The 26,353-nt window shown below is 63.7% G+C and carries 26 protein-coding genes, 1 other RNA gene and 2 pseudogenes; 19 read left to right on the top strand and 10 right to left on the bottom strand.

Going from position 1 to position 26,353, the window contains the following annotated elements:
* Window positions 1-62: 62 nt before the first annotated feature.
* On the top strand, window positions 63-209 hold the full coding sequence (locus ACIGJD_RS12795) for a hypothetical protein (RefSeq protein WP_483686504.1): 147 nt from the start codon (window positions 63-65) through the stop codon (window positions 207-209).
* 240 nt (window positions 210-449) lie between these two features.
* On the opposite strand, the gene ACIGJD_RS12790 is transcribed toward ACIGJD_RS12795, so the two are convergent.
* From ACIGJD_RS12790 to ACIGJD_RS12780, 3 genes are all read right to left on the bottom strand, one after another.
* Window positions 450-1,082, bottom strand: a complete 633-nt coding sequence (locus ACIGJD_RS12790) for an HNH endonuclease signature motif containing protein (RefSeq protein WP_483686503.1) — start codon at window positions 1,080-1,082, stop codon at window positions 450-452.
* A gap of 429 nt (window positions 1,083-1,511) precedes the next feature.
* The gene (locus tag ACIGJD_RS12785) at window positions 1,512-2,807 is read right to left on the bottom strand and encodes a hypothetical protein (protein ID WP_483686502.1); all 1,296 of its coding nucleotides are present in this window, start codon (window positions 2,805-2,807) and stop codon (window positions 1,512-1,514) included.
* Window positions 2,808-2,948: 141 nt separating this feature from the next.
* Complete coding sequence (locus ACIGJD_RS12780; protein ID WP_483686501.1) at window positions 2,949-3,911, bottom strand: hypothetical protein; 963 nt, start codon at window positions 3,909-3,911, stop codon at window positions 2,949-2,951.
* Window positions 3,912-4,065: 154 nt separating this feature from the next.
* Between ACIGJD_RS12780 and ACIGJD_RS12775 the strand changes: the two are divergent.
* The 16 genes and pseudogenes from ACIGJD_RS12775 to ACIGJD_RS12700 all read left to right on the top strand — a co-directional run.
* Window positions 4,066-4,416 (top strand): annotated as a pseudogene (locus ACIGJD_RS12775) (CpaF family protein); the annotation flags it as partial.
* A complete protein-coding gene (locus ACIGJD_RS12770) occupies window positions 4,413-5,270 on the top strand; it encodes a type II secretion system F family protein (RefSeq protein WP_483686500.1) in 858 nt (285 codons plus the stop codon). The pseudogene ACIGJD_RS12775 and the gene ACIGJD_RS12770, both read left to right, overlap by 4 nt.
* Window positions 5,270-6,208: a type II secretion system F family protein gene (locus ACIGJD_RS12765; RefSeq protein ID WP_483686499.1), complete on the top strand. Its 939-nt coding sequence runs from the start codon at window positions 5,270-5,272 to the stop codon at window positions 6,206-6,208. Before ACIGJD_RS12770 ends, ACIGJD_RS12765 begins: the two co-directional genes overlap by 1 nt.
* A 73-nt stretch (window positions 6,209-6,281) precedes the next feature.
* Window positions 6,282-6,578 carry a hypothetical protein gene (locus ACIGJD_RS12760; RefSeq protein ID WP_483686498.1) on the top strand — a complete coding sequence of 99 codons (297 nt, stop codon included), beginning with the start codon at window positions 6,282-6,284 and terminating at the stop codon, window positions 6,576-6,578.
* A gap of 3 nt (window positions 6,579-6,581) precedes the next feature.
* Window positions 6,582-6,998 carry a TadE family protein gene (locus tag ACIGJD_RS12755; protein ID WP_483686497.1) on the top strand — a complete coding sequence of 139 codons (417 nt, stop codon included), beginning with the start codon at window positions 6,582-6,584 and terminating at the stop codon, window positions 6,996-6,998.
* Between the two features lie 256 nt (window positions 6,999-7,254).
* On the top strand, window positions 7,255-7,608 hold the full coding sequence (locus ACIGJD_RS12750; protein ID WP_483686496.1) for a hypothetical protein: 354 nt from the start codon (window positions 7,255-7,257) through the stop codon (window positions 7,606-7,608).
* On the top strand, window positions 7,605-8,051 hold the full coding sequence (locus ACIGJD_RS12745) for a pilus assembly protein TadG-related protein (protein ID WP_483686495.1): 447 nt from the start codon (window positions 7,605-7,607) through the stop codon (window positions 8,049-8,051). The genes ACIGJD_RS12750 and ACIGJD_RS12745 overlap by 4 nt, the downstream gene beginning before the upstream one ends.
* Before the next feature lie 108 nt (window positions 8,052-8,159).
* Window positions 8,160-9,275: a peptide chain release factor 2 gene (gene prfB, locus ACIGJD_RS12740; protein WP_142133318.1), complete on the top strand. Its 1,116-nt coding sequence runs from the start codon at window positions 8,160-8,162 to the stop codon at window positions 9,273-9,275.
* Window positions 9,276-9,462: 187 nt separating this feature from the next.
* Window positions 9,463-10,251, top strand: a complete 789-nt coding sequence (ftsE, locus tag ACIGJD_RS12735) for a cell division ATP-binding protein FtsE (protein ID WP_483686494.1) — start codon at window positions 9,463-9,465, stop codon at window positions 10,249-10,251.
* Window positions 10,248-11,162 carry a permease-like cell division protein FtsX gene (gene ftsX / locus ACIGJD_RS12730; RefSeq protein WP_142133320.1) on the top strand — a complete coding sequence of 305 codons (915 nt, stop codon included), beginning with the start codon at window positions 10,248-10,250 and terminating at the stop codon, window positions 11,160-11,162. Before ftsE ends, ftsX begins: the two co-directional genes overlap by 4 nt.
* Window positions 11,163-11,189: 27 nt before the next feature.
* Complete coding sequence (locus ACIGJD_RS12725) at window positions 11,190-12,629, top strand: peptidoglycan DD-metalloendopeptidase family protein (protein ID WP_483686493.1); 1,440 nt, start codon at window positions 11,190-11,192, stop codon at window positions 12,627-12,629.
* Between the two features lie 82 nt (window positions 12,630-12,711).
* Window positions 12,712-13,185 carry an SsrA-binding protein SmpB gene (gene smpB, locus ACIGJD_RS12720; protein WP_483686492.1) on the top strand — a complete coding sequence of 158 codons (474 nt, stop codon included), beginning with the start codon at window positions 12,712-12,714 and terminating at the stop codon, window positions 13,183-13,185.
* Between the two features lie 73 nt (window positions 13,186-13,258).
* Window positions 13,259-13,627, top strand: a transfer-messenger RNA (tmRNA) gene (gene ssrA / locus ACIGJD_RS12715).
* Window positions 13,628-13,809: 182 nt separating this feature from the next.
* A complete protein-coding gene (locus ACIGJD_RS12710; RefSeq protein WP_483686491.1) occupies window positions 13,810-14,274 on the top strand; it encodes a pyridoxamine 5'-phosphate oxidase family protein in 465 nt (154 codons plus the stop codon).
* Window positions 14,275-14,331: 57 nt separating this feature from the next.
* Entirely contained in the window at window positions 14,332-17,517 is a 3,186-nt protein-coding gene (locus tag ACIGJD_RS12705) for an HAD-IA family hydrolase (protein ID WP_483686490.1), read from the top strand.
* Window positions 17,514-18,538: pseudogene (locus ACIGJD_RS12700) on the top strand (ATP-dependent 6-phosphofructokinase). Before ACIGJD_RS12705 ends, ACIGJD_RS12700 begins: the two are co-directional and overlap by 4 nt.
* A gap of 84 nt (window positions 18,539-18,622) precedes the next feature.
* On the opposite strand, the gene ACIGJD_RS12695 reads toward ACIGJD_RS12700, so the two are convergent.
* Both ACIGJD_RS12695 and ACIGJD_RS12690 read right to left on the bottom strand, forming a co-directional pair.
* Window positions 18,623-19,642 carry a zinc-dependent alcohol dehydrogenase family protein gene (locus tag ACIGJD_RS12695; protein ID WP_483686489.1) on the bottom strand — a complete coding sequence of 340 codons (1,020 nt, stop codon included), beginning with the start codon at window positions 19,640-19,642 and terminating at the stop codon, window positions 18,623-18,625.
* A gap of 37 nt (window positions 19,643-19,679) precedes the next feature.
* Window positions 19,680-20,150 (bottom strand): pyridoxamine 5'-phosphate oxidase family protein, encoded by a 471-nt coding sequence (locus tag ACIGJD_RS12690; protein ID WP_483686488.1) that lies wholly within the window; start codon window positions 20,148-20,150, stop codon window positions 19,680-19,682.
* Between the two features lie 274 nt (window positions 20,151-20,424).
* On the opposite strand from ACIGJD_RS12690, the gene ACIGJD_RS12685 reads away from it, so the two are divergent.
* A complete protein-coding gene (locus ACIGJD_RS12685; RefSeq protein ID WP_483686487.1) occupies window positions 20,425-21,480 on the top strand; it encodes a zinc-dependent alcohol dehydrogenase family protein in 1,056 nt (351 codons plus the stop codon).
* A 58-nt stretch (window positions 21,481-21,538) separates the two neighbouring features.
* On the opposite strand, the gene ACIGJD_RS12680 is transcribed toward ACIGJD_RS12685, so the two are convergent.
* Both ACIGJD_RS12680 and ACIGJD_RS12675 read right to left on the bottom strand, forming a co-directional pair.
* Window positions 21,539-22,003 carry a pyridoxamine 5'-phosphate oxidase family protein gene (locus tag ACIGJD_RS12680; protein WP_483686486.1) on the bottom strand — a complete coding sequence of 155 codons (465 nt, stop codon included), beginning with the start codon at window positions 22,001-22,003 and terminating at the stop codon, window positions 21,539-21,541.
* A gap of 10 nt (window positions 22,004-22,013) precedes the next feature.
* Window positions 22,014-23,123, bottom strand: a complete 1,110-nt coding sequence (locus ACIGJD_RS12675) for an acyltransferase family protein (RefSeq protein WP_483686485.1) — start codon at window positions 23,121-23,123, stop codon at window positions 22,014-22,016.
* A 220-nt stretch (window positions 23,124-23,343) separates the two neighbouring features.
* Here ACIGJD_RS12675 and ACIGJD_RS12670 point away from each other — a divergent pair, with 220 nt between their 5' ends.
* Complete coding sequence (locus ACIGJD_RS12670) at window positions 23,344-24,327, top strand: S1C family serine protease (protein ID WP_483686484.1); 984 nt, start codon at window positions 23,344-23,346, stop codon at window positions 24,325-24,327.
* Between the two features lie 44 nt (window positions 24,328-24,371).
* On the opposite strand, the gene ACIGJD_RS12665 is transcribed toward ACIGJD_RS12670, so the two are convergent.
* The 3 genes from ACIGJD_RS12665 to ACIGJD_RS12655 all read right to left on the bottom strand — a co-directional run bounded on the left by ACIGJD_RS12665 (window position 24,372) and on the right by ACIGJD_RS12655 (window position 26,332).
* Complete coding sequence (locus ACIGJD_RS12665; protein ID WP_483686483.1) at window positions 24,372-24,749, bottom strand: hypothetical protein; 378 nt, start codon at window positions 24,747-24,749, stop codon at window positions 24,372-24,374.
* A 61-nt stretch (window positions 24,750-24,810) separates the two neighbouring features.
* Window positions 24,811-25,524 (bottom strand): metal-dependent transcriptional regulator, encoded by a 714-nt coding sequence (locus ACIGJD_RS12660; RefSeq protein WP_483686482.1) that lies wholly within the window; start codon window positions 25,522-25,524, stop codon window positions 24,811-24,813.
* A 49-nt stretch (window positions 25,525-25,573) separates the two neighbouring features.
* Window positions 25,574-26,332 (bottom strand): class I SAM-dependent methyltransferase, encoded by a 759-nt coding sequence (locus tag ACIGJD_RS12655; RefSeq protein WP_483686481.1) that lies wholly within the window; start codon window positions 26,330-26,332, stop codon window positions 25,574-25,576.
* Window positions 26,333-26,353 lie beyond the last annotated feature (21 nt).

The following is a 26,353-nucleotide window of genomic DNA, read 5'->3' as shown; positions in this document are numbered from 1 at the left end:
CGGCCGGGCATGAGCCTGGCCCGGCCGTCCTGTCACGTCAACCGAAAGCAGTGGAACCAGTAGTGATAAAGAAAGACCTTGCCGAAACGGTGGCCGCTCTCGCCGCCCTTGCAACGCTCCCCGAGATGAACGGGTACCAGTTTTTCTGTTTGGTGGTACTGGTGGTACTGCTCCGCAGCAAGGACGACCCAACCAACAAAGTGAAGTAGACACACCCCCCGGGGGGGTGACCCCCAAAGCGATCTCGACCTCTCCCCGGTCGTCTCAGCGTCTCAGGTCGCGTACATGTTGGGGAGTGACGGGTCCGGGATTTGAAGGCTCATTGGGGCCCGGCTGTATCCCAGGACGAGCGACAGCTAATCAGGGCTGTCGTGCCGTCGGGAGGCTGCGATCAGCGGGAGCGCGAGCCCCGGTGTCCATAGCCCCCCTCCGTCTGTACGGGATACCGCTTATCGCCTCAGTAGGTGATCCGGCGTTTCTTCAGCGTGGATTCTTCGGTGTTCAGCTTCGGTAACCATAAGGAGGTGGTCAACGTTGACGCAGGGCGGCACCCAGCAATCGTGGTGGAGGTCGTGGCCTGCTGGGACAGGGCCACGCTTGGCAATCCAAACGACACGATGTGCGGCGATCCCCGTGTACCACGGATGCAACCTGCCATAATCGACGCGGTATTCGTCCGAATCGAAGAAGAACAAGCAACCCGTGATGGGGTGTTCGAGGACGTGGGGGAGTATGTCACGGTTGGCAATGACCTCGTACGGCTCCATGCCCAACCGCTCACGGTTCATCTCCTGCTCACTAAGGTGTTGCATCTCCTGCACACGTCGTTGTCGTGGTCGGAAGCGTCCTTCCAGGCCGCTCAAGTGATCAAGGATCACTGCTTCCACCTCAGGTGTGAGTTCGTCGAACACCCATAGCTTCCGCTGGCGGTGGGAAGGATCGGGCTGGCTCGAGACCAGGGGAATGGGGAGGGACTCCAACTTCATCAACTGGCCAACCACTCCACCGCGAGAGCGGGTTACACCCAGTTCCATAATCTCGCCCACCGTCAGGGCGGTACCTTTGGGGGCTTGCTCATACAAGCGCCCAGCGCCATACAAATCCTGGCTCCTGAACACGTCGCGAACGCCCTCAAAGCCTGGTTCGGGGCTCCTATTGTTGTCAGGGTTTTGTATAGGTTCTTGTCGGGGTTGGAGCACGCGATAGCGGGCACTCTGTATGCCTCGTGAGGACCTCACAACTTCGATATGTCCGCTTCGGACAAGTCTCCCCAGAGACCTTGCTGCTGTTTCTCTGCTCCGGCCGATGTGCTCAGCCAGCCTCCTGGCTGAGATTGCTATGCCGTCGCTTTGGGCCAAGGCATTAAGTGTCTCCAGGGTTGCCTGGTCGGTTGGGTTCACAGAGGATCTTTCAGGAGTAGGGCGCGGAGCCTAAGCGGAGCGGCCAGGTAGTCAGGGCGCACGTGGCCTTGCCAGCATTTAACCTTATCCAGAAAGCTCGGCCATCGAGTTCTACCAGTGCTGGTGAGGTTCGGCAGGCACCATAAAGTGCCTCCACCCCTGGTCACTTCCTGGGCCACCAGAAGGTATGTCTGGGCCGTCATACTCCCAACGATCATTTGGAGCCTCCATGGCTCCAATGCCGAATACCCATCCCGTTATCGTTTGTCGCCAGGCCCACCATTGTTGCCCATCATCTGAAACCTTCATGGTTAGCAGCGCCCCTTCGGGCAGCCCTTTCTGGGCAAAGGTGTCTGATCCTATGATGTCGAGAAGGTCTATCCTGTACCGCCCCCCGCTACGGTAGTGACCCGCCTGGCACATGTGAAGGTAGCGCAGAGCTTCTTTGGTGCCCTCGAACTCCCTCTGATCCAGGCGTTGGCCGTCCGGGCCAGCGCCTGGTAGACCAGCATTGTCGATGAGTCGCTGCTGCTTGTCCCTCAACTCCTGCTGGCGGGCACTCTCTAAAGCCCTGCCCTCGTCAAATGCTTCCGATGCTGCGCGCCAAGACGAAGTTTCGGCCATGAGCATCCGGGTGCGGGGCGTTACCTCTGCGATTCGTCGCACGCTGAACCGTGTCTTCGTAACAAGGGCGATCATCGGCCACTTGAGGGAAGTTCCTGGTGGTCTTACCCGCTGCATGTGCTTTGCAGCCGCCTGGTATGAGGCGTACAAAGTGAGTCCATACAGAAATGGCACGAACAGGAGCGTCATGACGATGGGGACAGCGAACTTAGCTCCTTCGCCTGCGAAGTCGATGCGTGACCAGTTGGTCACTATCTGAATGACACTGTTGGCTGCGACCACCAATCCGGTTCCGTAGACGACGAACTCAAGGACGCGCCTGACGCTGCGGTATTCAGGCATTGCCACAGCAAAGCCAAGTAACACTCCAAGAACCAGGAGAGCGCCCTGAAGGACGATCTCAACCGGTAGGGAGAATGGGTACAAATCCACAAGGAACTGAACAGTCGGAGGAAGGCTGACGGCCTCCAGCAAGACCTTCCGGAAGTAGCGCCTTTCTTTCATGGCCCGGTTCAGCTGGAAAAACGACACCACGGCTACGGTTGCGAACCAAACAATCGTCGGCGTCGCGAGCTTGAGATTCCAAAGCTGTGCCTGCCAGGCGAACGTTACGAGGGCAGCGACGTACAGAACCATAACCGCAAAGGGCACCAGTATGTAGCGGGTGCGAAGTGCCTCCAGCACTGGCGCAGCAAGCCTACGGGCAGCGGGAATTAGGATGACTGCCGCCAAGGCAGCAGCCCCCCAGAACGCTAGGGCCCACTCCCTATTGTTCACATCCATCGAAGCACTTCCTTAGCAATGCGACTGGCGGGATGGACTCAGGACTACACAGAACCTGGGTCAACCACCGGGTCGAGTTGCGCCTCAAGCGACAACTCCCACTGTTTGTCCAAACCCTTTGTTGACCTGGCCGAACGAAGATCAATCGTCTATAGGGATTCCTTCTTCAGCCCTGCGATACCTTTCTCGGCGTCGGATTACGTCCGCCTCTAGGTCTTCCGCAAAGCGTCGCCACGAAACGATCTTTTCACTTGACGGGGCGGGGGTGATTAGGAGTGATTTGGCTACCAGCCGGCCCTTGTCCGTCAGGACGTATTTCGGCTGGCTGCTCCAGCTGACGCGTTTCCGCCGGACTAGTCCCGCTTTGTGCAGAACGGCATCACCGTTTATCGCACCCATGCCTGCTTGCCCCGCTCGGCCTGCTTGTTCGGCAGACAACAAGTCCTGTCCGAGTCGGTACAGGCCCATGATGGGAAGGAGGTTTGACCTGGTTGGCCCAAGGTCAAGTGACTCCACCAAGCGCTCGACCTCTTCGACCTCGGCTTGAGTTAGCGGCCTGTCGATGAGCGGCTTAGCGGGCGGCTCATTCGATGGGGTCAAGGGAGACGGCGAGACGTTTGCGTTCCCTGTTGTCGTTGAAGGAGGCGTTCCGTCAGTGCTCTTGTCTTCGATAATTCCCTTCGCCATCGCTAGTACCTTGAGGGCTGGCTGAGGGGTGCTCGAGGACTCGGCCTCGAGGCTTGCCTTAGTAAACGCGAACTCGAATAGGCGGTCGTTCATCTTATTCACCGTTTCACGAGTACCCTCAGACTTTGCCTCGATGGTGGCCAATGCCCTGAGCGTCTGAGCGTTGAGCGCCGCCGCGTCCGCCGCCTGCTGAGAGGCGGCGTTGCCTTGGACGATGAACACGATGATCTGCACAACAAAGGCCAGGACGGCGAGAGCTAGCGCGACGACTGACAGAGTGTCCGCCTGTGTGATTGTGGCGACTATCGCAAGCGCTGTCAGAGAGACGAGTGCGAAGGTGACGGCCCATAGGGCGAGAGTCTTCCACTGAAAGCGAGCCTCGCCCGGGTCGCTGGTGGGGGCTGGGGAGTCACTCATGCTTGCCATTCCTTGCGCTCGATTCCATTGGGGCGGATCCCCAGGCAACAAAAGGAAATGCTACGTCTAAGCGGGCTGCCACCAGCTTCATGTCAAGACCGTGTTGCCTGAGGCAAAGGAAGGGGGTGCGCGAGTGAGTTGCGTTTCAAGTAAACCGGGGCTTCCTGGCATGTGTACCGTCCACGCCAATTCGGCACACGATGCAGTAACCAAAATCTGCACGCTCCCGTTGCTTGCCGGAGAGAACATTTCCAGCGCTTTCGTCGTCCCCACTGTTGCGTCTTGCATAGACCTCGTGGTGCATTGCAGCCGGCACGCCGACGGGCGGCGGCAGGTAACCCAAGTCCTGTCATTGGGACGCCGCGTTGAAAACGGAATTATCGAATCGTCTCTGGTCTTTGCCCTGGAAAACGGAGTCCTGCAGCCGCGTGCCAACGCCATGCCCGCAGCGGAGAAGTTTTCGAAGGCAGGGTACGACGTCGCCGCGCTGCTGGATCCGCGATGATCGCGGCGATGGTGGGAACCGCGGCAGGGGTTGGCTTCTTCCTGATTTGGTGGTCCTGCTGGGATACGCCGGACCATGGAAAGCGGGAGCGGAAGCCGGGCCGGCTCGCAGACCTGCTCGCGGGCGCCGGAGTAGATAAAGTCTCACCCCGCGGTTTCGTTGGGACTTGCCTCGGGCTCGGGGTATTCGTGGCCCTGGTCTTCTATGGTCTCAGCCGCTCCTGGCCTATCGCCTGTTGCTTCGCCCTTTTCGGCGGCTGGCTGCCAGTCACCCTCCTCCGGTGGAGGGCTAAAAAGAGGACGGCTATGCTGCGTCAACTCTGGCCAGACGTTGTTGATCACCTTCGCTCCGCAATCCGCGCAGGCCTGCCCTTGCCTGAAGCCCTTATCCAGCTTGGTGACAAAGGGCCCGAGGACCTGCGGCCAATCTTCCGGGAGTTCGGGGCTGACTACCGGGCCGGTGGCCAATTCGACGGTTCTCTCAACAAGCTGAAACAGCGGCTTGCCGATCCCGTGGCTGACCGCATCATCGAAGCACTCCGGCTGACACGGGAAGTGGGCGGGGCAGACCTGGGAAAGCTTCTGGGGACCTTGGCAGAATTCCTGCGCGAAAATGCCCGCACCCGCAGTGAACTTGAGGCACGCCAGTCCTGGACCATTAATGCGGCCCGGCTCGCCGTTGCTGCCCCCTGGATTGTCATGATTCTGCTGGCCACCAGACCGGAAGCAATTCAGGCCTACAACACGCCCGCGGGCGCCGCCGTGCTGCTCGGTGGGCTGGTGGTTTCCCTGGTTTGCTACACAGTGATGTTGAAAATCGGGGCACTGCCGCAGGACGAAAGGGTGCTGCGTTGATGACTGTTTCCCCTGCCGCCGTAATCTGTGGGATTGCCTTGGGCCTCGGATTATGGCTGGTTATCTTCCGGTCTCCTCCCATGCGCCCCATAACGTTGTCTGAACGGATCGAGCCGCAGCTGAAGTCCCAGAACCTGGAGTCGCGGCTCCTGCGCGCCGGGGAGCAGAACCTCACTCCGTTCGGCCCGCTTGAACGGATTCTCCGGCCGGTCTTCCGGGACTGGCTCACCACCTTGGGAAAGCTCAACCCTTCGCCCGGGGCCACCGGTAGGCGACTCGCCCAAGCGGGAATCAACAAATCTCCCCTTGATTTCCGCGCAGAGCAATTGCTGTGGGCTGCGGCCGGTTTTGTCGTCTCACTGATCGTCGTCCTGATCGGAGCATCAGCCGGCAGGTTCAATCCGTTTTTTGCGGCGGCGGTGATCATCGGCAGTGCTGCAGCAGGTTTCGTGCTGCGGGACTACTGGCTTGGCGCCCAGGTTCGCCGGCGGGAAACACGGATAATGGCGGAGTTTCCCAGTCTTGCCGAATTGATGGCCCTGGCCGTTGGCGCCGGTGAGAGCGCCACGGGCGGTCTGGACCGTGTGTGCAGGAGTGCGAAGGGTGAACTGTCCAAGGAGTTTTCAAAGATCCTCGCGGAGACAAGAGCCGGCAAGCCCTTGGTGGCGGCCCTCCAGGAGTTTTCTGCACGAACGGACCTTGCACCGCTGGTCAGGTTCGTCGACGGGATCATTGTGGCGGTGGAAAGAGGAACGCCGTTGGCGGACGTGCTTCGCGCGCAGGCGCAGGACGTACGCGATTCAGCGAAGCGCGACCTTATGGAAGCTGCCGGGAAAAAGGAGATCGCGATGATGGTGCCCCTGGTTTTCGGGGTGCTTCCCCTAACCGTCGTCTTCGCGGTATTTCCCGGCATCGCCGCCATCAACCTGGGCTTCTGATGGTCGCCAAACGCGATACCGCCCTCCAGCAACAACTGCATGTCCCCTCTAGGAAACAGGAATAGGACGCAAGATGAAAACCATGGGAACCCGCTTCGTGATGCTGCTTCTTGGCCTTGCGGCCTTGCTCCAGTTAGAGGTGAAACGGACGGCCCGGCCGGGCCGTCTTGGGGGTGGACAATGCCGCGATGAACAGGATAACGGCGACTTGACCGCGACGAACCCAGGCGATGATCCTGAACGCGGTGACGTTCCGGGCTGGGTGATGATAACCCTGATGTCCGCCGTCCTGGTCGCAGCCCTGCTGGCGCTCGCAGGCCCCGCGCTGGAGGCGATGTTCAACCAGGCAATGGACAAGGTGGGGAACTGAACCATGAGGGCGTCCGCTCCCGGGCCGGCTGTGCAGCCTGAGTTGTCCCGGCACGGTGAGCGGGGTTCGGCCGTTGTGGACTTTGTCCTGGTCGGCGCGCTGCTGACAATGTTCTTCCTGGCGATCATCCAACTGACGCTGGTATTGCACGTCAGGAATACCCTCATTGACGCGGCTGCATCGGGGGCGCGGTATGGAACCCTTGCTGACCGCACCGCTTCCGACGCGGAGGAGCGAACCCGCAGCCTCATAAGCATGGCGTTGAACCAAGGCTTCGCGGAGCAGATCAATACCCGGGAAGTAAACGTGCAAGGGATGCGCACACTGGAGGTGACGGTCCGGTCTCCAATGCCCGTTATCGGTCTGATCGGACCGCGGGACATGCTGGAGGTGAAAGGGCATGCGGCCATTCAGCCCTGATGCGTCCTGTTCCACATCATCGCGCGGGGCCACAGTCCGGTCCTGTTCCAACGTCCACCTGCGCTTTTGGGCGCGGTTGGCAATAGCGCTGTGCCTGCAGAGACGGGCAGAATACGAGACGGGTTGCGCCTTTCAAGGGCCTGGGCAGGGCGCCGTATCCAAACTTTCCCTACGGGCCCACGGTGCCCGACAAACGGGCCGCCCGCATGAACACGGAAGCGCGGTAGTCGAGTTCACCTTCCTTGCACTCCTGTTGATGGTCCCGCTCGTGTACTTCGTGATTACGGTTGGCCAGATCCAGGGAGGCTCTTTTGCGGTGGTGGGCGCCGCGGACCAGGCTGCGAAGGTTTTTGTCGCGCAGCCCGATTCCTCGACGGCGCAGGCCGCCGCAGAGCAGGCGGTGGCCCTTGCCCTTTCCGACTTCGGGCACCAACCGGACCGCGCCACCGTGACCACCGCCTGCAATCCCGCAGACTGCCAGGCGGCGGGTACTGCGGTAACAGTGACTGTCAGCCTGAATGTGCCCTTGCCGTTCATGCCGTTTGCCGAAGGGTTGTCCGCAACAGAGGTGGAAGCGTCTTCCACCCAGCTCGTAGGTCGGTACCGGTGACCCGCGGGGAAGCGGACGAAAGCGGACAGCTGATGGTGATGATCCTCGGCTATGTGCTCCTGGCGCTCTTGGTAGCTACGGTGGTCATCGGCATAACGGGGGTGTCCCTGGAGCACAAGCGCCTCCTGTCCTTGGCCGACGGGGCCTCGCTGGCGGCGGCCGACAGCTATACACTGGGCGAAGTCTCAGCAGATGGCGGAAGCCCGTCCGCTATCCTCAATTCGGCCCGGGTCCGAAATGTGGCCGCAGATTTCGTCGCCAGGAGCCCCGCCTCCCAGCGCTTTTCCGGCCTTGCCGTCGCCGGGGCAACGGGCACACCGGACGGTTCCACCGCCGTCGTGGTGCTCACTGCCGCCGTGCACCCGCCCGTAGTGAATTTCCTGGTTCCTGACGGCATCCGCATCGAGGCGACCTCCACCGCGCGTTCACGCCTTACCCGCTAAGAACGACCCGGTGAAGCTTTGTCCGGCCAACCGTCACGACAACGGGCATAGAAGCAGCTCACGCGCCGAGCCGGGCGGTATGCCCCGATAGCGTAGGCTTAAACCACCATGGCCAATATTGATTTTTCCGCTGAAATCCGCGCGCTCCGCGCCACCTACGAGTCCATTGAACGCGTTACCGACGTGGAGGCACTCAAGGAAGACATCGCCGAACTCAGCGAGCGGGCAGGGGAGCCGGACCTTTGGGACGACCCCGCGGCCGCGCAGAAAATCACCTCGCGGCTCTCCCACCGGCAGTCGGAACTGGAACGCCTCACCAATCTTGCCGCCCGGATCGATGATCTGGAGGTCCTGGTTGAACTCGGACAGGATGAGGACGACGCCGACTCGATGGGGGAGGCCGCGGCCGAACTTGAGTCCATCAAGAAAGCCCTCAAGGACCTGGAAGTCGTGACGCTGCTCTCGGGCGAGTACGACGAGCGCGAAGCCGTGGTTTCCATCCGCGCGGGCGCGGGCGGCGTGGATGCCGCAGACTTCGCGGAGATGCTCATGCGCATGTACCTCCGGTGGGCGGAACGGCATGGCTATCCCACTACTGTCATGGATACCTCCTATGCGGAGGAGGCCGGGCTCAAGTCCGCCACCTTCGAGGTGAAGGCGCCCTACGCGTACGGGACCCTCAGTGTGGAAGCCGGGACGCACCGCCTTGTCAGGATCAGCCCGTTTGATAACCAGGGCCGCCGGCAGACCTCCTTCGCTGCTGTTGAAGTCATCCCGCTGATCGAACAGACCGACTCGATCGACATCCCCGACAACGAAATCAGGGTGGATGTGTTCCGTTCGTCCGGGCCCGGCGGCCAGTCGGTGAACACCACCGACTCCGCTGTCCGGCTTACCCATATCCCCACGGGCACCGTGGTGTCCATGCAGAACGAAAAGTCGCAGCTGCAGAACCGTGCAGCTGCCATGCGCGTGCTGCAGTCCCGCCTCCTGCTCTTGAAAAAGGAGCAGGAGGATGCGGAAAAGAAGGCGCTGGCGGGGGACGTCAAGGCGTCCTGGGGCGACCAGATGCGCTCCTACGTGCTGAACCCGTACCAAATGGTGAAAGACCTGCGCACCGAGCACGAGGTGGGCAACACCGCCGCAGTGTTCGACGGCGAAATAGACGACTTTATCGACGCGGGCATCCGCTGGCGTACTGACAACCGGAACGCCGAAAAGTAGCCTCGGCTCCAAGGCGGGGGGAGCGCTGATCCGGCGACACGCCCCACAAGCCCGGCCAACCACCGGACGTTTTGCGTATAGTCAAGGGGCCGGGGCCCTACTTTCCCCCAAACGAAGACCCGTGCACCGGCTGCAGAACTGGGCTGCATCAGAAGAATCAGCCATGCCCTGCAGGGTACTTAGGGCCATGATCCGATTCGAAAATGTCACCAAGGTTTACGACCAGAAAGCCCGACCGGCGCTGGACTCCGTCACCCTTGAGATTGATCGCGGCGAATTCGCCTTCCTCGTCGGTGCGTCCGGCTCCGGAAAGTCCACCTTCCTCCGGCTCGTGCTCAAGGAAGACCGCGCCACCTCCGGCGCCGTCTATGTCGCCGGCCAGAACGTAGCCAGGATTTCCAGCTGGCGCGTTCCGCGCCTTCGCCGGGGCATCGGCGTGGTCTTCCAGGACTTCCGCCTCCTGCCCCAAAAGAACGTGTTCGCCAACGTTGCCTTCGCCATGCAGGTCATCGGCAAGAGCCGCAGCGTCATCCGCGATACGGTCCCCGAGGTCCTCAAAACGGTAGGACTTGAGGGCAAGGAACACCGCATGCCGCACGAGCTCTCCGGCGGCGAGCAGCAGCGCGTCGCCATCGCCCGCGCCGTGGTCAACCGCCCCGGGATCCTCCTCGCCGACGAACCTACCGGAAACCTGGACCCCACCACCTCCATGGGCATCATGGGTGTGCTGGACAAGATCAACCAGAACGGAACCACCGTGGTGATGGCCACGCACGACGACGACATCGTCAACGAGATGCGCAAGCGGGTGGTCGAGCTCAAGAACGGCGTGGTGATCCGCGACGAAGCCAAGGCCCTGTACACCTCGATGATTCCCGTCGTCGGCCAGTCCCGGCGCCTGAAGGACGCCAGCGGCAGGGAGACGCCCGACGGCGCCCTGCCGGGCAAGAGCGACGAAGGCGAGGCCCAGCGATGAGGCTCGCGTTTATTCTGTCCGAGATCGGCAGCGGCCTGCGCCGCAACCTTTCCATGGTGGTCTCGGTCATCCTGGTGACGTTCGTTTCCCTCACCTTCGTGGGCGCTGCAGGCATGCTGCAGATGCAGATCAACCAGATGAAAGGCTACTGGTACGACAAAGTCCAGGTAGCCATCTTCCTGTGCAGCGAAGGTTCGACGGCGCCCGGTTGCGCGTCCGGGCCGGTCACCCCCGAGCAGCAACAGGGCCTCAACGCACTCCTGGAGTCCCCGGCCGTGGCGCAGTACATCAACGACTTCCAGTTCGAGTCCAAGGATGAGGCGTACAAGCACTTCAAGGACCAGTTCTCCAATTCGCCCATCGTCGATTCTGTGACGCCGGACCAGCTGCCGGCATCGTTCCGGATCAACATGAAGGACCCGGAAAAATACCAGATCATCAGTGAGACGTTCTCGTCCCAGCCTGGCGTTGAAACGGTGATTGACCAGCGCCAACTGCTTGAACGCCTGTTCTCGGTGATGAACGGGGCCTCCCTGGTGGCCGTGGGCATCGCAGGCGTCATGATCGTCTGCGCCATCCTGCTGATCGCCACCACCATCAGGCTCTCCGCGTTCAGCCGGCGCCGGGAAACCGGAATTATGCGGCTCGTCGGGGCCTCCAAAACCGTGATCCAGCTGCCGTTCATCCTGGAAGGCGTCATCGCAGCAGTCATCGGCGCCGCCCTTGCGTCGGCCACGCTCTGGGCGGTGGCGCGGTTCTTCCTGGGCGACTACATGTCGCGCCAGTACCCCGATACGGCCTTCATCTCCTCCGGCCAGACGCTGATCCTCGCTCCGGCGCTGCTGGTCCTTGGCGGATCCTTGGCAGGAATTTCGTCTCTCTTGACCTTACGTAGATATTTGCGCGTTTAGGCTGTGCACACCGACCAAGGAATGCCCATGAACGTAACTGATCAAACCTTGCCCCGTCCACGGCACAGCCGGGGGCGGGCCGCTACGCGCCGCTTGGGGATCGTCAGCGGCGTGCTCACCGTCATGCTCTCCGCCGGCATGGCCGTTGCCACGCCCGTCGCCTTCGCCGACGACCTCGAGGACCGCAAAGCCGCGCTCGAAGCAGAAGCCGCACGCGTGCAGGCTTCCCTCGAATTTGTCGATTCCCGGATTGCCAAGGCCGCCGGCGACCTGGTGATCTACCAGGGCCAGTTGCCGGGTGCCCAGCAGGCGCTGCTCGACGCGCAGGGCCGCGTGGCCAGCGCGGTCAAGGAGTCTGAGGCACTGGCCGCGCGTGTGGACATGGCCCAGCAGAACAAGGCCAAGATTACCCAGCAGCTGGAAACGGACAAACAGAAGATCGCCGACACCAAGAAACTGATCGGCCAGATCGCCACGCAGGCCTACAAATCCGGCGGCGTTCCCTCCAACCTGTCACTGTTCTTCGGTTCCAACAGCGGCAGCAGCCTGACTGAAACCATGGACCTGGCGGACCAGGCCATGCGCAGCCAGAACGCAGCCATGGACAAGCTCAACCAGCAGAACGCCACCAACGTCAACTCCGAAGCCCGCCTCCAGGCCGTGGAAGCGGAGATCAAGGACCTCAAGGCCAAAGCCGACGCCGCGCTGGAACGGGAAAAGGCCGCGCGCGACGAAGCAGCGGCCAAGAAGGCCCAAGTGGACCAACTGATCGCAGACACCACGCGCCTTGACGCTGAGCTCCAGGCCGCCAAGCCGGGAATCCAGGCCCAACTGGCCGGTGTCCAGGCCAACCAGAACCAAGTGGCCAACGAGATCGCAGAACGCGACCGCAAAGCCCGGGAGGCGTGGGAAGCGGAGCAGCGCCGGCAGGCAGAGGCTGCGGCTGCGGCTGCCGCTGCCGCTGCCGCTGCGGCCGCGGCAGCGAACCGCCCGGCCCCGCCCGTCCAGCCGTACGTACCGCCGGCGGTAGGGTCGCCGTCGGCCTTTGGCCTTCGCCACCCCTTCGACGGCAGCATCCCCATCACCTCGGGCTTTGGTTACCGCACCACCCCGCCGGGAACGATCGACTTCTACGGCACCGGCGGCTACATGCACACCGGAATCGACTTCGGTGCCGCCTGCGGCACCCCCGTATATGCGGCCGCGGCGGGGGAGGTCTTCAGCTCCGGCTGGAACTCCGCCGATGGCGGCGGGTGGCGCGTCAAGATCGATCATGGCCTGGTGCAGGGGAACACCCTGACCACCATCTACTACCACAACTCCAGCATCGTCGTCTCGAACGGGCAGCACGTTTCCCAGGGCCAGCTCATTGCCTACTCCGGCAGCACCGGCAACTCCACCGGCTGCCACGCCCACTTCGAAACCTGGCTCAACGGCAAGGCCGTAGACCCTATGGGCCTGCTGTAGGGCAGAACAGCGCTGCCGTAGACTGGGATAGCTCCGCGCCGCCAGGCGGGGAGCTGCCAACCTGAACTTGAGGAGTTTTTCCGTGCCTAAAGAAAGTGGCCGTAAGGTGGTGGCCACCAACCGCAAGGCCCGGCACGACTACCACGTGCTGGACACTTACGAGGCCGGCATCGCGCTGATGGGTACCGAGGTGAAGTCCCTGCGCGAGGGCCACGCCTCGATGGTGGACGGATTCTGCACGTTTTACAACGACGAACTGTGGATGGAAGCCGTCCACATTCCCGAGTACAACCAGGGCAGCTGGACCAATCATGCTGCCCGCCGGCGCCGCAAGCTGCTGCTGCACCGCGAGGAGCTCATCAAGATCTCCCGCAAGGTTCAGGAAGCCGGCTACACCATCGTGCCGCTGCAGCTCTACTTCGTGGACGGCCGCGCCAAGGTGGAAATCGCTGTTGCCCGCGGTAAACGCGAGTACGACAAGCGGCAGACACTGCGGGAGCAGCAGGACAACCGCGAGGCTCAGCGCGAGATGCGCGAACGCAACCGGCGCCGGTAGGAATTATTTCGCCGGGGCATGCGTTAGTATGGATAGTCCGGCAGGCTTGCCAGCCGGTTTGGTAACAAAATACGGGGATGATCGGTTTCGACGGTGTTAGTCGCGACAGGTGAAGCGGGCCGAGGATGCAGAATTATCTCGTAAACGCTTTCTGCAAACCAATAAGTGCCGAATCTAAGCGCACTGACTTCGCTCTCGCTGCCTAAGCAGTAAGACAGTCCGTCAGCCCGGGGTTGCTATCGCCCCGGATCCTGGCGTCATTTAGATAGCCACTGCTGTTTGCTCCCGTCATCGGAGTAAACGGGACTTTTAGATGACTGGGCCCGGATCAGCCAGCTGTTTGCAGCATGGCTGGGGCCGAGAAAATCCGACGCAAACTGCGCCCGGAGAAGCCCTGACAACACGACATCGGACGGGGGTTCAATTCCCCCCATCTCCACCCCACGGTTCGGGCCATCCTCTACGGATCGCCCGACGCTCGAAAGCACCCCGGACTTCGGACCGGGGTGCTTTTTCTTTGCCCTGCACCGGTGATCGCGTGCCGGGAGTGTGCACGGAAACGCGGCTCCTCGGCTGGGACGAAATGCTCTAGCATTCGGGCCGGAGCGCCGCTATTTTCGGATCATGCACAATGACGCGCCGCAAACGCCCACCGAAGTCCTGGATGCCGGAACATGCTGGGACCTCCTCCGGGGAGTGTCCGTCGGCCACTTGGCGGTACTGGTGGACGGGTATCCGGAAGTCTTTCCGGTCAACTTCAAGGTGGACCAACAGTCTGTTCTTTTTCGCACCGGGGAAGGAACCAAGCTGCGTGCAGCCGGGGGACCACTCGCCGTCGCGCTCGAAGCCGACGGCCATGACACGTCCCGGGCGTGGAGCGTACTGGTCAAAGGCAGGGCCGTCATCCTGGATCCTTCGGAGGAACTCCTCTCCGGGGCCGGACTGACCCTCTTTCCCTGGCAGGCGGGCGAAAAGGATCACTTCGTCCGAATTGTCCCCACCTCCGTCAGCGGCAGGCGCTTCACCATCACGTCGCCGCTGACGTGGTGGAACCATGTGGGACACGCCGCAAGCCGAGGCACTGCGTAGCCGGCGCCGGGCCCATCGGCCCTTTCCGTAACGCAGGCTTGCTGGTACCACTGTCCTATGATCGGGTCGCCCACCGCCGCTGCCGCCAAGCCACCATTCGACGCCGTCATTTTCGACCTCGATGGTGTGGTCACCAACACGGCGCTGGTCCACCAGGCTGCGTGGAAGGATGCGTTTGACCGGATCCTGCACGATCCACGGGTTCCGGCGGGCGCCAACCGTGCCACCCTCAGCAGGGCGGACTATCTCACCTTCCTTGACGGGATGCCGCGTGAGGAAGGGGTGGTGAGGTTCCTGGCCGCCCGCGGAGTGCGGGTCGAAAAGGGAAAAGAGACCGACGAGGCCGGAGCCTGGACCGGATTCGGCTTGGGCGCGTGGAAGAACGAATACTTCCTGCAGCACCTCCGGGACGACGGCGTCCAGAGCTATCCCGGGACGCTCGAACTGCTGCAACGGCTTGCGGGCGCGGCGGTTCCAACCGCCGTGGTCACCTCAAGCCGCAACGCCGCATTGGTCCTGCAAACGGCAGGCATCCACGATCTGTTCCACGTAGTGATGGATGGAACGACGGCGGCCGGGCTGGGCCTGCGCGGAAAGCCTGCACCGGACGTGTTTCTCGCGGCCGCATCTCGACTCGGGGTGGCCCCGGCACACGCCGTGGTGGTGGAGGATTCGGCGGCGGGGGTTGAAGCCGGCCGGCGGGGCGGGTTCGGCCTTGTGGTGGGAATCGACCGCACGGGCAACCGCCGCCAGCTCGAAGCAGCCGGAGCCGGAATCGTCCTCAACGACGTGAGAGAGCTGGACCTGGGGCAAGTCATCGGCAACGCATGGCACCTCGTCTACGAAGGGTTCGACGCGGCGCATGAGGGACACCGGGAAGCCCTGACCACCCTGGGCAACGGCTACATGGGCGTGCGGGGTGCGGCACCAGAGGGCGGCCCCTTCAGCTACGCCGGAATGTACCTTGCGGGCGTGTACAACAGGGTCCTGGCCAAGGCAGCCGGTGAGACGCTGCTGGAAGAACACATGGTCAACGCACCCGACTGCCTGCCGCTTGATCTGCGCCTGCCCGGCCAACCGTGGTGGTCAGAGGGAGGGATGACCGCAGTCCGGGAGCGCCGTGTCCTGGACCTTAAGAAAGCGCTGCTTGAGCGCAGGCTGCTGTTGGAGGGTGCGGACCACCGGCGGCTGGAAGTGGTGCAAACCCGCTTTGTATCCATGGCCGAACCCCACCTGCTGGTCCTCGAAACGGTGATCACCGCGCTGGGCTGGACCGGTGACCTGGAGGTCCGTAGCGGCATCAACGCCGCAGTGCGTAATGCCAACCTGCCTGAACGCGCCATGGGCTCCGACGTCCATCTCGCCGACAGGACTGCGCCGCGTGGCTCCGGCCCGGAGGTGCCACCCGCCACCACCTCCGTCGTGGAAGTGGAAACGACCCAAAGCCTGATCCGCATCGCCGCAGCCCACCGAACAATCGTGTCCCAGGAGGCGGCCGGAATCGAGGAGGGCAGCAAAGGGGCGTACCACTTCCACATCCTCCTGCTTCCCCTTGAGGCGGGCAAGGCGGCACGGATCACCAAGACAGTGGCAGTGGTGACCTCCCGGGACCGCGCCATCTCCTCCCCGGAGACGGGGGCCAGGGCCGTGCTGGAGCGCATGGGCGGAGACTATGATGCGTTGCTGGCGGCGCATGAGGAGGCCTGGCGGCGCGAACTCCGGCCATTCCTGGTGGACATAGACGCCCCGGTCCAGGTGCAACTGGTTCTCAACCTGCACATCTTCCACCTGCTGCAGACATTGACGCACCATACGGCCGAACTCGATGCCGGCGTCACCGCACGCGGCCTGCACGGCGAAGGCTACCGCGGCCACGTCTTTTGGGATGAGCTGTTCGTCCTGCCGGTACTCACCTCAAGGACGCCCGACATTGCCCGCTCCGTGCTCGATTACCGGTGGCGGCGGCTTCCCGCTGCCCGGCACGCTGCAGTGGTGGCCGGGCTGGCGGGGGCCAAGTTCCCATGGCAGAGCGGCAGTGACGGGACCGAGGAGACCCCGAAATGGTTGTTCAACGAAAGATCCGGAAGGTGGGTGAAAGACCACTCCCATCTGCAGGTCCACTCTGGCCTGGCCGTTGCCTTCAACGCCTGGCAGTACTTCCAGGCCACCGGCAACAAGATTTGGCTCCTGCAAAAAGGGGCTGAGTTGGTCATCGAGGTTGCCAGGTTCTTCCGTTCCCTGGCCTGCTACGACGAGCAGGGCGGCCGGTACCACCTGTGTGGCGTGGTGGGACCGGACGAATACCACACAGGCTACCCTGGCCGGGACAAACCAGGCCTGGACGATAATGCCTACACCAACGTTATGGCGGCGTGGGTCTGCTCCCAGGCGGTGGGCATCACGTCCTTCCTCCATGGCAGCGAGCGTGCCGGACTCATGGAACGCCTGGGTGTCACCGATGAGGAAACAGCCGGGTGGGCGCACATGGCAAGCGCGATGTACGTCCCCTTTCACAGTGACGGCGTCATCAGCCAGTTCGAGGGCTACGGGGACTTGAAGGAGCTTGATTGGGAACATTACCGGGACGAGTACGGCGACATTGAACGCCTGGACCTGATCCTGGAAGCCGAAAACGATGCGACCAACTGCTACAAACTGGCAAAACAGGCGGATGTCCTCATGCTGCCCTACCTGCTGGGCCACGAAGGACTGGTCACCATCCTCCAGCGGCTGCATTACGGATTTTCCCAGGAACAACTCAACCGGACCATCGAGTACTATCTGGCCAGGACTGCCCACGGATCCACGCTGAGCAGGGTTGCGCACGCATCTGTCCTGGCAGGCCTGGACGCGGACAGGGCCTGGGACAGCTTCCGGGAAGCGCTCGACGCCGATCTGGACGACACCCAGCACGGCACCACGCGCGCGGGGATCCATTTGGGTGCAATGGGCGGCACGATCGACGTGGTCCAGCGCAGCTTCGCGGGCCTGCGGTTCAGCGGGGAGACTATTGTGTTCGCGCCCAACCTGCCCACGGGTCTTCGCGCGGTGGCCTTTGAGGTCCTGTACAGAGGCCACCGGCTTCGGGTGCACCTCAAGGACGGCCGGATGAGCATTGCCTCCGCCCCCGGCGACGCCGGCCCCATCAAAGTGCATGTGTACGGCACCGATGTTGTCTTGCCTCCCGGCCGGACCCGGCACTTTCCGATGCCTGCCCGGGCCCCTGGATTGGCGGCGTCGTGAAGCGGCTGGGGATCCTCACCAGTGGTGGTGACTGCCCGGGGGTCAACGCCGTCATCCGGGGAGCGGTACTGGGTGGGGATGTCGCCCACGGGTACGAATTCGTTGGATTCAGGGACGGGTGGCGGGGTGTCCTGGAACAGGACGCCGTTCCCTTGCCCCGGACGGGCGTCCGTGGGATCTCACGCCTGGGCGGGACCATCCTGGGAACGTCCCGGACCAACCCGCTGGTGGGCAAGGGAATCGACGGGGTACGGGCCTGTTTTCGGCGCAACGGACTGGAAGGCCTGATCGCCATCGGGGAGAGGGGACGCTGGCGGCTGCCCGGGAACTGTGCGCCCAAGGCATCAATGTGGTGGGGGTGCCCAAGACCATCGACAACGACCTCGGCGCCACGGATTACACCTTTGGCTTTGACACCGCAGTCCAAACTGCTACGGAAGCAATAGACCGCCTGCGGACCACGGGAGAATCCCATCACCGCTGTATGGTTGCCGAAGTGATGGGCCGCAACGCCGGATGGATAGCGCTGCATTCCGGGATGGCTTCTGGCGCGCACGCCATCCTGATACCGGAACATCCCGTATCCCTGGACCAGGTCTGTTCGTGGGTGCTGTCCGCCCGTGACCGCGGCAGGGCGCCCCTTGTGGTGGTGGCCGAAGCCTTCGCACCCGAGGGGCACGCGGCGCCTTACGCCCCCCGCGGCCTGGATACTTTTGGCAGGCCACGCCTGGGCGGCATTGGACTGCTGCTTGAAGGTGAACTTCAGATCAGGACCGGCATCGAAACCCGGGCCACGGTCCTGGGCCACATCCAGCGCGGCGGCGAACCCACGGCCTTCGACCGTGTCCTTGCCACCCGCCTGGGCCTGGCCGCCGTCGAATCCGCAGCGGCGGGGAGATGGGGAACTATGGTGTCGCTGCGTGGCACGGACATCGTGAATGTCGGGCTGGAGGAGGCGCTGGGGGAACTGAAAGTGGTGCCGGAGGCGCGCTACCAGGAAGCCGCCGTCCTGTTCGGCTGAAGTGCCCCAGTGACGGGAAGCGCGCGGGTTCCTGGGCGGGCCTTCCCGGGTGCGCGGATTCCTTGGTTTGAGCGCCCTGCAAAACTATCGGGCATCATGTTCCGATCGGACCCGCAGGACCGCCGATCCGGTAACCCTGTCCGCTGCCAGGTCTTCCAGAGCTTTGTCCGCGGCGTCAAACGGGTAGACCGTGGTGGTGAGGGCCAGCGAAAGCCGGGCTGCGAGGGTCAGGAACTCATGCCCGTCCTTCCTGGTGTTGGCAGTCACGCTCCGCACTTGCCGTTCGAAAAAGAGTTCCCTGGCGTAATTCAGGGCCGGGATGTCGCTAAGGTGGATCCCGGCAATGGCCAGCGTCCCGCCACGGTCCAAGGCACGCAGCGCGACGGGAACCAGGTCGCCTGCCGGGGCAAACAGGATGGCGGAATCGAGAGGTACCGGCGGTTCGGCGTACGCGTCGCCGGCATACTCCGCTCCCAACTCCAGTGCCAGTGACCGCGCGCTCGCCGAACGCGTCATCACGAACACGGAGGCGCCCTGTTTGAGCGCCAACTGGGCCGTGATATGGGCTGAACTGCCAAACCCGTAGATGCCCAGGCGTCCGCCGACCGGCAGCGCGGCGCGTTTCAGGGCGCGGTACCCAATGATTCCGGAACACAGCAAGGGTGCAGCCTGTTCGTCGGTGAACGAGGCAGGCAGAGGATAGGCGAAGTCCTCCGCCACCGTGAGGTGCTCCGCGTAGCCGCCGTCCCGGTCCCAACCGGTGAAGACCGGTGACGTGCAGAGATTCTCCTCACCTCGGCTGCAGTAGGGACACTTGCCGCAGGTCCCGCCGAGCCAGGCCACCCCAACCCTGTCTCCTGGCCTGAAGCGGGAGCAGTCCGTCCCTGTTTCAACGACGACGCCGACTGCTTCGTGGCCGGGCACCACGTGCGGATGCTGCGGTGCCAGGTCTCCTTCAGCGAGATGGAGGTCTGTGCGGCAGAGGCCGCAGACGGTAACTTCCACCAGGAGTTCGCGGGCGGCCGGCCTGGGGGTGGCCCTGTGTCCCAGCACCAGGGGATGGGTGGATATGGGCCCGGGCTCGTTCACCCACCATGCGCGCACAGCGCCTCCTGCCCCGGTGCCTCCGCCCCCCGGCCGTTTATTCGAAGCCCGCCCGGGTTGCGTCATCCAGCGGGGTCTGCCAAAGCAGCGGCGCGCTTACGGTAAAGCGCCTCCCCGTGATGGACTCCGGCGTGATGCGGATGAAGTGCTCCTGCCCGACGCCCTGCCACGGAAACAGGGCACGGCGGATGTCATCCAGGTCAGGGCCTGTGGGCGTCGTCTCCTGTGCCTTGCCCTTGATGACAACGCTCCAGGCAAGGCCGAACTGTGAGCTGACCGCATCGGCTTCCAGTGCAACAACGGCATTCGATTGGATCGCCTGCTGCTTGGTGCCGCTGCCCGTGCGGAAAACCAGCGATTGGCCGTCCACCTTGTAGTTGACGGGGAAGACGTCGGGATGGCCGTCGGCGATGACGGCCAGCCGTCCCACCCCGGTCTGGGAGAGGAGTGCCCAGCATTCCTCCGCGTCAAGGATTTCCGGCGCCGGTACGTTCGTGTTGTCAGTCATACGCCACAGCGTAGGCAACCCTCCTGCCTCCGAAAAGGGCACAAAGGCCCGGCCTGAAGGGAAGGACCTAAGGCCCTTGGAGGCCGGGAGGGCCGATGGGACGCTGGGGAGGCAACGCGGGAACCGGATCTTCCCTGCGAAAGGTGGCCATGCTGGTGAACCTGCGGCGGGGGGCTGGTTACGCCCCTGTTCGGGGCAGCGCCAAACGGGGCGGAGTTCCTGCAGGCGCTTGCCCTCTCGGCGCTGCGCCGGCCCTCACACTAAGGAGAAGCCCATGAAAGCCCTCGTCTACGGCGGACCCGGCGAGAAGTCCTGGACCGACGTCCCCGACCCACGCATCCAGCAACCCGGCGACGCAATCGTCAAAGTCGATACCACCACCATCTGCGGTACCGACCTCCACATCCTCAAAGGTGACGTGCCCGCCGTACAGCAAGGGCGGATATTGGGGCACGAGGGAGTGGGCACGGTCGTGGAGACCGGACCCTCTGTGGCCGGCCTCAAGGTGAACGACCGCGTCATCATCTCCTGCATCAAATCCTGCGGACACTGCGCCAACTGCAAGTCGGGCCTGTACTCACACTGCCTTGGAGCAGAAGGCCAGCAGGGCACCGGATGGATCTTCGGCCACCTGATCGACGGCACCCAGGCCGAATACGTCCGCGTGCCCTACGCTGACAACTCTCTGCACCTGTTGCCTGCGGGCGTGAGCGATGAACAGGCTGTCATGCTCTCGGACATCCTTCCCACCGGATTCGAAATCGGGGTCCAGTACGGCAGGGTCAAGCCCGGCGACAGCGTGGCGGTGGTGGGTGCAGGGCCGGTGGGTCTGGCGGCTATCACCACGGCAGGGCTTTATGGCGCCGCCACTGTGGTGGCCATCGACTTGGACGCCAACCGCCTCCACAAGGCGAAGGAGTTCGGGGCCACGGACACGGTCCTCTCCGGCAGCGCTGACTGGAAGGAACAGGTCCTGGCCCTCACAGGCGGACACGGCGTCGACGTGGCCATCGAAGCGGTGGGCGTACCGGCAACGTTTGCGATGTGCACCGACATTGTCCGGCCGGGCGGTTCGGTGGCCAACGTAGGAGTGCACGGAAAACTGGTGGAACTGCACCTCGAGGATCTTTGGATCCGGAACATCAACATCAGCATGGGACTGGTGAATACCAACACCACGCCCATGCTGCTCAAGCTGGTGTCACAGGGAAAAATCCGGGCGGAAAAGTTCGCCACACACCATTTTGGCTTCGATCAGTTCCTCGACGCCTACGACACCTTCTCACGCGCCGCCGAGACCAAGGCACTCAAGGTGGTCCTCCAACCCTGAAGCGCCCAGTAAAACCGAAGCGTGAGTGACAAAGCAGGCCGGCGACGAAGGTCAATCCCTATAGCCAGTCGGCGGAAAAATCCACCGGCGGCCACCACCGGGTGCGCGATCTGACCGCGAACCTGCGCCCGGTGAGGTCCGTCGGCGTGAGGGCCACCAGGTGGTCCTTGATACCGGGCTGCCACGGTTCGCGGTCTGCGTCACCGTCCGGCAGGGACATCCGGGTCTCGTCAAAGGGTTCGGGCCTGCCCTTCGCAACCACGCTCCAGACTTCCGTGGCATAGGGATTAAGCCCGTCCACCTCGAAGGCGGCAACCGCACCGCTGAGCAGTGCGCGAAGCTTGGTGCCCGGCGCGGTTCGGAATATCAAAGTTTCCCCGATCACGGAGAAATTCACGGGAAAGATCTCCGGAATGTCGCCGTTGATGACCGCCAGCCTGCCGATGTAGGAGGACCGAAGATACTTCCAGCACTCATCGGCGGGCAGGATGTCCGTTTGGGACCCTGCAGGGGAATCAGTCATGGTACCGATCCTAGAGCCTGGTCAGCAGGCGCGCACGGGTGGAGACCCCGCCCGGGGCCGCGCCGGGACGCTGGAAGAGGAAGGCGAGCCCGCACTTCCTGAGGAGGTATTCGCAGCCTACGCAGGCTGCGATGACTCCGCACGTCAGCACCAGGGGGTACAGCAGGGCGATGGGCACAGAGCTTGAGATGGCCGGCGCAACCGGTGACAAGGGCCCATGGAAAGCCAGGACCAGGAAGTCCATGATCGGCGTGTGCAGGAGGTAAATGCCAAGGGTCCGGCGGCCCACCCACGACCCTGCCGCGGCAATGGGCCGGTACCTGGTGACGGCACTGATGAAGGCCACAAGTGCCGCGGCCGCCGCCAATCCCTGCAGGATATAGACGGCCTGGTCGATGCCGGGATGTATCTCCGGCAGCGCCATCAGGGCGACGAAGACTGGGGCCGCCACAGCGAAGCAGAGCACCCTGCGCGCCTCGGCAATGTGCAGGAAGAGCTTCTTCCCGTACACACCTGCCGCGAAGAAAACGGCCAGCTCCGGCACCTTGCCCCACTGCCCCGCGGTGCTGTCCATAACCAGGGCAGTGAGGACGCTCAGGACGGCAAGGGCGGCCAGAACCACCGACGGCGGGAGCTTCCGGCAGAAGGTCAGCAGTGGTACGTAGACGGCCAAGGCGAAAATAAACCACAGCGGAGTATCCGGAGCTATCAGCTGCAGGAAGAAGTCACCGACGGATACCACCCGCTGGGGCCGCGGGGAACCTGCCAGGACGATGCTGAGAAGCGCATAGACAAGCAGCCAGACAGCGTACAGGTAGTAGTTGCTCAGGCTGGAGCTCCACGCCTTTCCGTTGCCGAACCCGTGGCGGACCTTGGAAGCGGCAAGGATCCCGGAAACCGCAAGAAGGAGCGGCATCCGCACGGATCCAAGTCCTGTTGCCACCGCGTCCCAGAACGTGAAGGCCACACTGCTGTCGTGCTCAAACTTCAGGAAATGCCACAGCCCTACGTGGAAAAGGACCACCGCTGCGACGCAAAGCCCGCGTGCCGCGTCGATCCACTCGATGCGGGCTTTTTCTGCGTGCTTAACCGGCGCCGAACCGTGACTTCCCCGTGACATTGCATCAAGCTAGCAGCGCCGGCATAGCCAATTCCTCAACTTGATGGAATTTTGAGGCTGGAAGACAACCGCTCGTGAAGTTTGCGTTCACCCAAGGCGTAGCGAAGGCGGGACTGGGCGGGTCTCGGCCGTCGTTGTTTTTCATAAGGCCCCTCAGGGGCAAACCGCCGCCCCGGCTGACTATGGCGGAACAGGGCGGAACGCAGGCAGGAGGTGCGCCATGGAAGCGGCGCCGGAGTTCCAGCAACCGGAGGACGACGACGTCCTGGACGCCTACTCCCGGACCGTCATGCGGGTAGCGGCAGCGGTGACCCCGCACGTGGCGGCCATCGAGATGACTGCCCAGCGCCGCAACGGCCGGGTCAGGGTGGGAGCCGGCTCGGCGGTGCTCTTCACTGAGGACGGCTACCTGCTCACTAATTCGCACGTCGTGGCCGGTACGCGGCAGGGCTATGCGGTCTTTGGCGACGGCAGCAAGATGGAACTCGAGCTGGTGGGCGCAGACCCACTGTCCGACCTCGCAGTAGTCCACGGTTCCCGGCCCAAAGTCCGGCCTGCCGAGTTCGGTGCGGCGGAGTCCCTGCGCGTGGGACAGCTGGTGGTGGCGGTGGGGAACCCGCTGGGGCTTGCGGGCTCCGTAACCGCGGGGGTGGTCAGCGGCCTGGGCCGTGCCATCCCTGTCTGGTCAGGGGGTAACAGGCGCGTCATCGAGGATGTCATCCAGACGGACGCGGCCCTAAACCCCGGAAACTCCGGCGGTGCGCTGGCAGACACGCATGCCAGGATCGTGGGCATCAACACCGCGGTGGCGGGCGCCGGACTGGGACTGGCTATCCCCATCAACGCCACCACGCGCAGGATCATCTCCGCGCTCCTGGCGGACGGTCGGGTGCGCCGCGCCTACCTTGGCCTGGTCAGCACGCCGATCCAGCTTACGCCCAGCGCGGTGATCTGGACCGGGCTGCGCGAAGGGCTTCGCGTGGTGGAGGTGCTGCCCGGTTCACCCGCGGACAAGGCGGGCCTGTCGGCAAGGGACATCATCGTCACAGCCGGGGGCCGCGCTGTAAACAACGCCGAGAGCCTGCAGCGGCTCCTGTTTGCGGACGCCATCGGGCAGCCGCTCGAGGTGGCAGTGCTGCGCGACGGCGCGGAACTGCACCTCACCGCTGTTCCGGAGGAAATGACAGCCAGCGGCACGGCTTAGGGTTCGACGGCGGACCGGCATCTTGCGCAGACATGCCCGGTGACCTATTGGCGAACCGGTGGCGCTTCCACGTCCGCAATGCCCACGAAACGCGTCCCCACGCCGTCGTACTCGCTGCGGACGCAGCCGGCGCGGACGGGCGGGATGTCTGCCGGGGGGTGGTGTCCGCACACCACGTACGTGAAGTCGGGCCACCACTTCTTGGGGCGCGCCGCTTCCTCATAGCCGCAGACGGCGCATTCCAGGTGGACCCATACCGGCCGCTTCCCCGTCCGGTTGGCGCGCGACTGCACCAGCCAGGGCGGGGGATTGTCCAGAATGCTGCGGAGTTCGGCCTCCGTCATCCACTTGGGCAGGCCGTGGCGCTGTGCCATTTCAAGGGGAACATCAAGGGTAATTGCCGCGTCGCGTCTGCTGATCATCACCTTCAACCATACGGGAGGCGGCCAAATCGCCGGGCTGGAGCCGGGTGGCATCGCAGGGTCAGGGTTTGTCCAGGAGGCAGCCCGGGTGGGGGGTGTCGCTGGAGACCCACAGCGCTGAGGCGATTTCATCGGCAAGGTCGAAGTCCCGGGGTGCGTCGGACCTGCCGATCCGGACCACCAGGGCGCCGCCGAACGGGCGCCGTCCCAGCACTTCCACGTCAGCGTCGAGGTCGATGTCCTGGGCGGCGAGGTACCGCAGCAGCTCAGGGTTGTCATCGCTGATCCGGGTGATTCGGCCGCTGTGGCCTTCGTCCAGTTCGGCGAGCAGGTGGGCGCGCGGCATCAGCACCTGGCCGTCGGCAGTGGGGATGGGATCGCCGTGCGGGTCCCGCTTCGGGTCTCCGAGCTTGGCCGCGACGCGTTCAATGAACGTGTCAGAGACCGCGTGCTCCAGCTGTTCAGCTTCATCGTGGACCTCGTCCCAGCTGTAGCCGAGGCGCTGGACAAGGTAGGTCTCGATCAGCCGGTGGCGGCGGACCATGGCCAGGGCCAGCCGCAGTCCGGCGTCGGTGAGGGTGACGGCGCTGTACGGTTTGTGGTCCACCAGGCCCTGGTCCTTGAGCTTGCGGACCATCTCGGAAACCGAGGAATTGGCCACTCCCAGCCGCTGTGCCAGCTGCGAGGACGTGATGGGCTTGTCCTGCCATTCAGTGAACGAATAGATGACCTTGACGTAATCCTCGATCGAGGAGGAGGGCGCGCTGGTCTTCACAGGTCCAAGCCTACCGGTTGAGCCGCAGCGGCAGCATGTGCTGCGCCGGTCACGCCTTGACGGCGCGCCAGGCCAACGTGAGGTAGGGGAGTTCCAGCTGCTGGTCGGGGGCGTACGCAAGGTGCTCGTGCAGGTACCAGTCCAGGTTTCCCAGGACTTTCGCCCGTGTGGCCTCATTGGCACGCAGGTAGTAGCTGCGGGACTTGGTGAGCTCCATCAGGTCCGTGGTGGTCACCGTGTCCAGCCAGTGGGTGACATGTCCTTCGAGCCCGTGGAATTCAGGCCCCACCGCGGGTTTGTGGCCCGGCCGGTACACGTCACCTGCGTGCATAATGCGCGAGAGCCGGTGTACCCAGGGCACCGAGGTGTCCAGCTGGTTCCAGACCAGGCCCAGGGTTCCGTGCGGACGCAGTACCCGGGCGAGTTCGGTGCTTGCGGCCAGCGGGTCGCACCAGTGCCAGGCCTGGGCAACGGTGACGACGTCGAAGCATGAATCGGCCAGGCCGGTCGCCTCGGCGGTTCCCACCACAGCCCTGGCGCCAGGGCAGTGGGCCTTCAGCTGGGCAAACATGTCGGCGGAGGGGTCGACGGCGGTGACGTCCAGGCCCTGGTCCAGCAGCAACGCGGTGAACTTCCCGGTACCGGCACCGACGTCCAGTGCGTCGTGGGCATCGGTGGGCACCAGCCAGCGGACCGATTCCTCCGGGTATCCCGGGCGGATGCGATGGTACTGCCTGCCGCCGTCCTGGAAGCTCTGCCCGAGCTCCCGGCGCCGCCCGTGATCGAGCCTGGGGCCACCCCGAACCACGCGTGGCCTCCTTCTGTTGCT

The organism is Arthrobacter sp. E1SS-5 (genome assembly GCF_057073715.1).
This window is presented reverse-complemented; position numbering and strand designations above follow the sequence as displayed.

Bases quoted from the DNA above. Each gene is read 5' to 3' on its own strand.
- ACIGJD_RS12785 (WP_483686502.1), bottom strand. From the start codon at position 2,807: ATGGATGTGAACAATAGGGAGTGGGCCCTAGCGTTCTGGGGGGCTGCT.
- ACIGJD_RS12780 (WP_483686501.1), bottom strand. From the start codon at position 3,911: ATGAGTGACTCCCCAGCCCCCACCAGCGACCCGGGCGAGGCTCGCTTT.
- ACIGJD_RS12770 (WP_483686500.1), top strand. From the start codon at position 4,413: ATGATCGCGGCGATGGTGGGAACCGCGGCAGGGGTTGGCTTCTTCCTG.
- ACIGJD_RS12765 (WP_483686499.1), top strand. From the start codon at position 5,270: ATGACTGTTTCCCCTGCCGCCGTAATCTGTGGGATTGCCTTGGGCCTC.
- ACIGJD_RS12760 (WP_483686498.1), top strand. From the start codon at position 6,282: ATGAAAACCATGGGAACCCGCTTCGTGATGCTGCTTCTTGGCCTTGCG.
- ACIGJD_RS12755 (WP_483686497.1), top strand. From the start codon at position 6,582: ATGAGGGCGTCCGCTCCCGGGCCGGCTGTGCAGCCTGAGTTGTCCCGG.
- ACIGJD_RS12750 (WP_483686496.1), top strand. From the start codon at position 7,255: ATGGTCCCGCTCGTGTACTTCGTGATTACGGTTGGCCAGATCCAGGGA.
- prfB (WP_142133318.1), top strand. From the start codon at position 8,160: ATGGCCAATATTGATTTTTCCGCTGAAATCCGCGCGCTCCGCGCCACC.
- ftsE (WP_483686494.1), top strand. From the start codon at position 9,463: ATGATCCGATTCGAAAATGTCACCAAGGTTTACGACCAGAAAGCCCGA.
- ftsX (WP_142133320.1), top strand. From the start codon at position 10,248: ATGAGGCTCGCGTTTATTCTGTCCGAGATCGGCAGCGGCCTGCGCCGC.
- ACIGJD_RS12725 (WP_483686493.1), top strand. From the start codon at position 11,190: ATGAACGTAACTGATCAAACCTTGCCCCGTCCACGGCACAGCCGGGGG.
- ACIGJD_RS12710 (WP_483686491.1), top strand. From the start codon at position 13,810: ATGCACAATGACGCGCCGCAAACGCCCACCGAAGTCCTGGATGCCGGA.
- ACIGJD_RS12705 (WP_483686490.1), top strand. From the start codon at position 14,332: ATGATCGGGTCGCCCACCGCCGCTGCCGCCAAGCCACCATTCGACGCC.
- ACIGJD_RS12690 (WP_483686488.1), bottom strand. From the start codon at position 20,150: ATGACTGACAACACGAACGTACCGGCGCCGGAAATCCTTGACGCGGAG.
- ACIGJD_RS12685 (WP_483686487.1), top strand. From the start codon at position 20,425: ATGAAAGCCCTCGTCTACGGCGGACCCGGCGAGAAGTCCTGGACCGAC.
- ACIGJD_RS12680 (WP_483686486.1), bottom strand. From the start codon at position 22,003: ATGACTGATTCCCCTGCAGGGTCCCAAACGGACATCCTGCCCGCCGAT.
- ACIGJD_RS12675 (WP_483686485.1), bottom strand. From the start codon at position 23,123: ATGTCACGGGGAAGTCACGGTTCGGCGCCGGTTAAGCACGCAGAAAAA.
- ACIGJD_RS12670 (WP_483686484.1), top strand. From the start codon at position 23,344: ATGGAAGCGGCGCCGGAGTTCCAGCAACCGGAGGACGACGACGTCCTG.
- ACIGJD_RS12665 (WP_483686483.1), bottom strand. From the start codon at position 24,749: ATGATCAGCAGACGCGACGCGGCAATTACCCTTGATGTTCCCCTTGAA.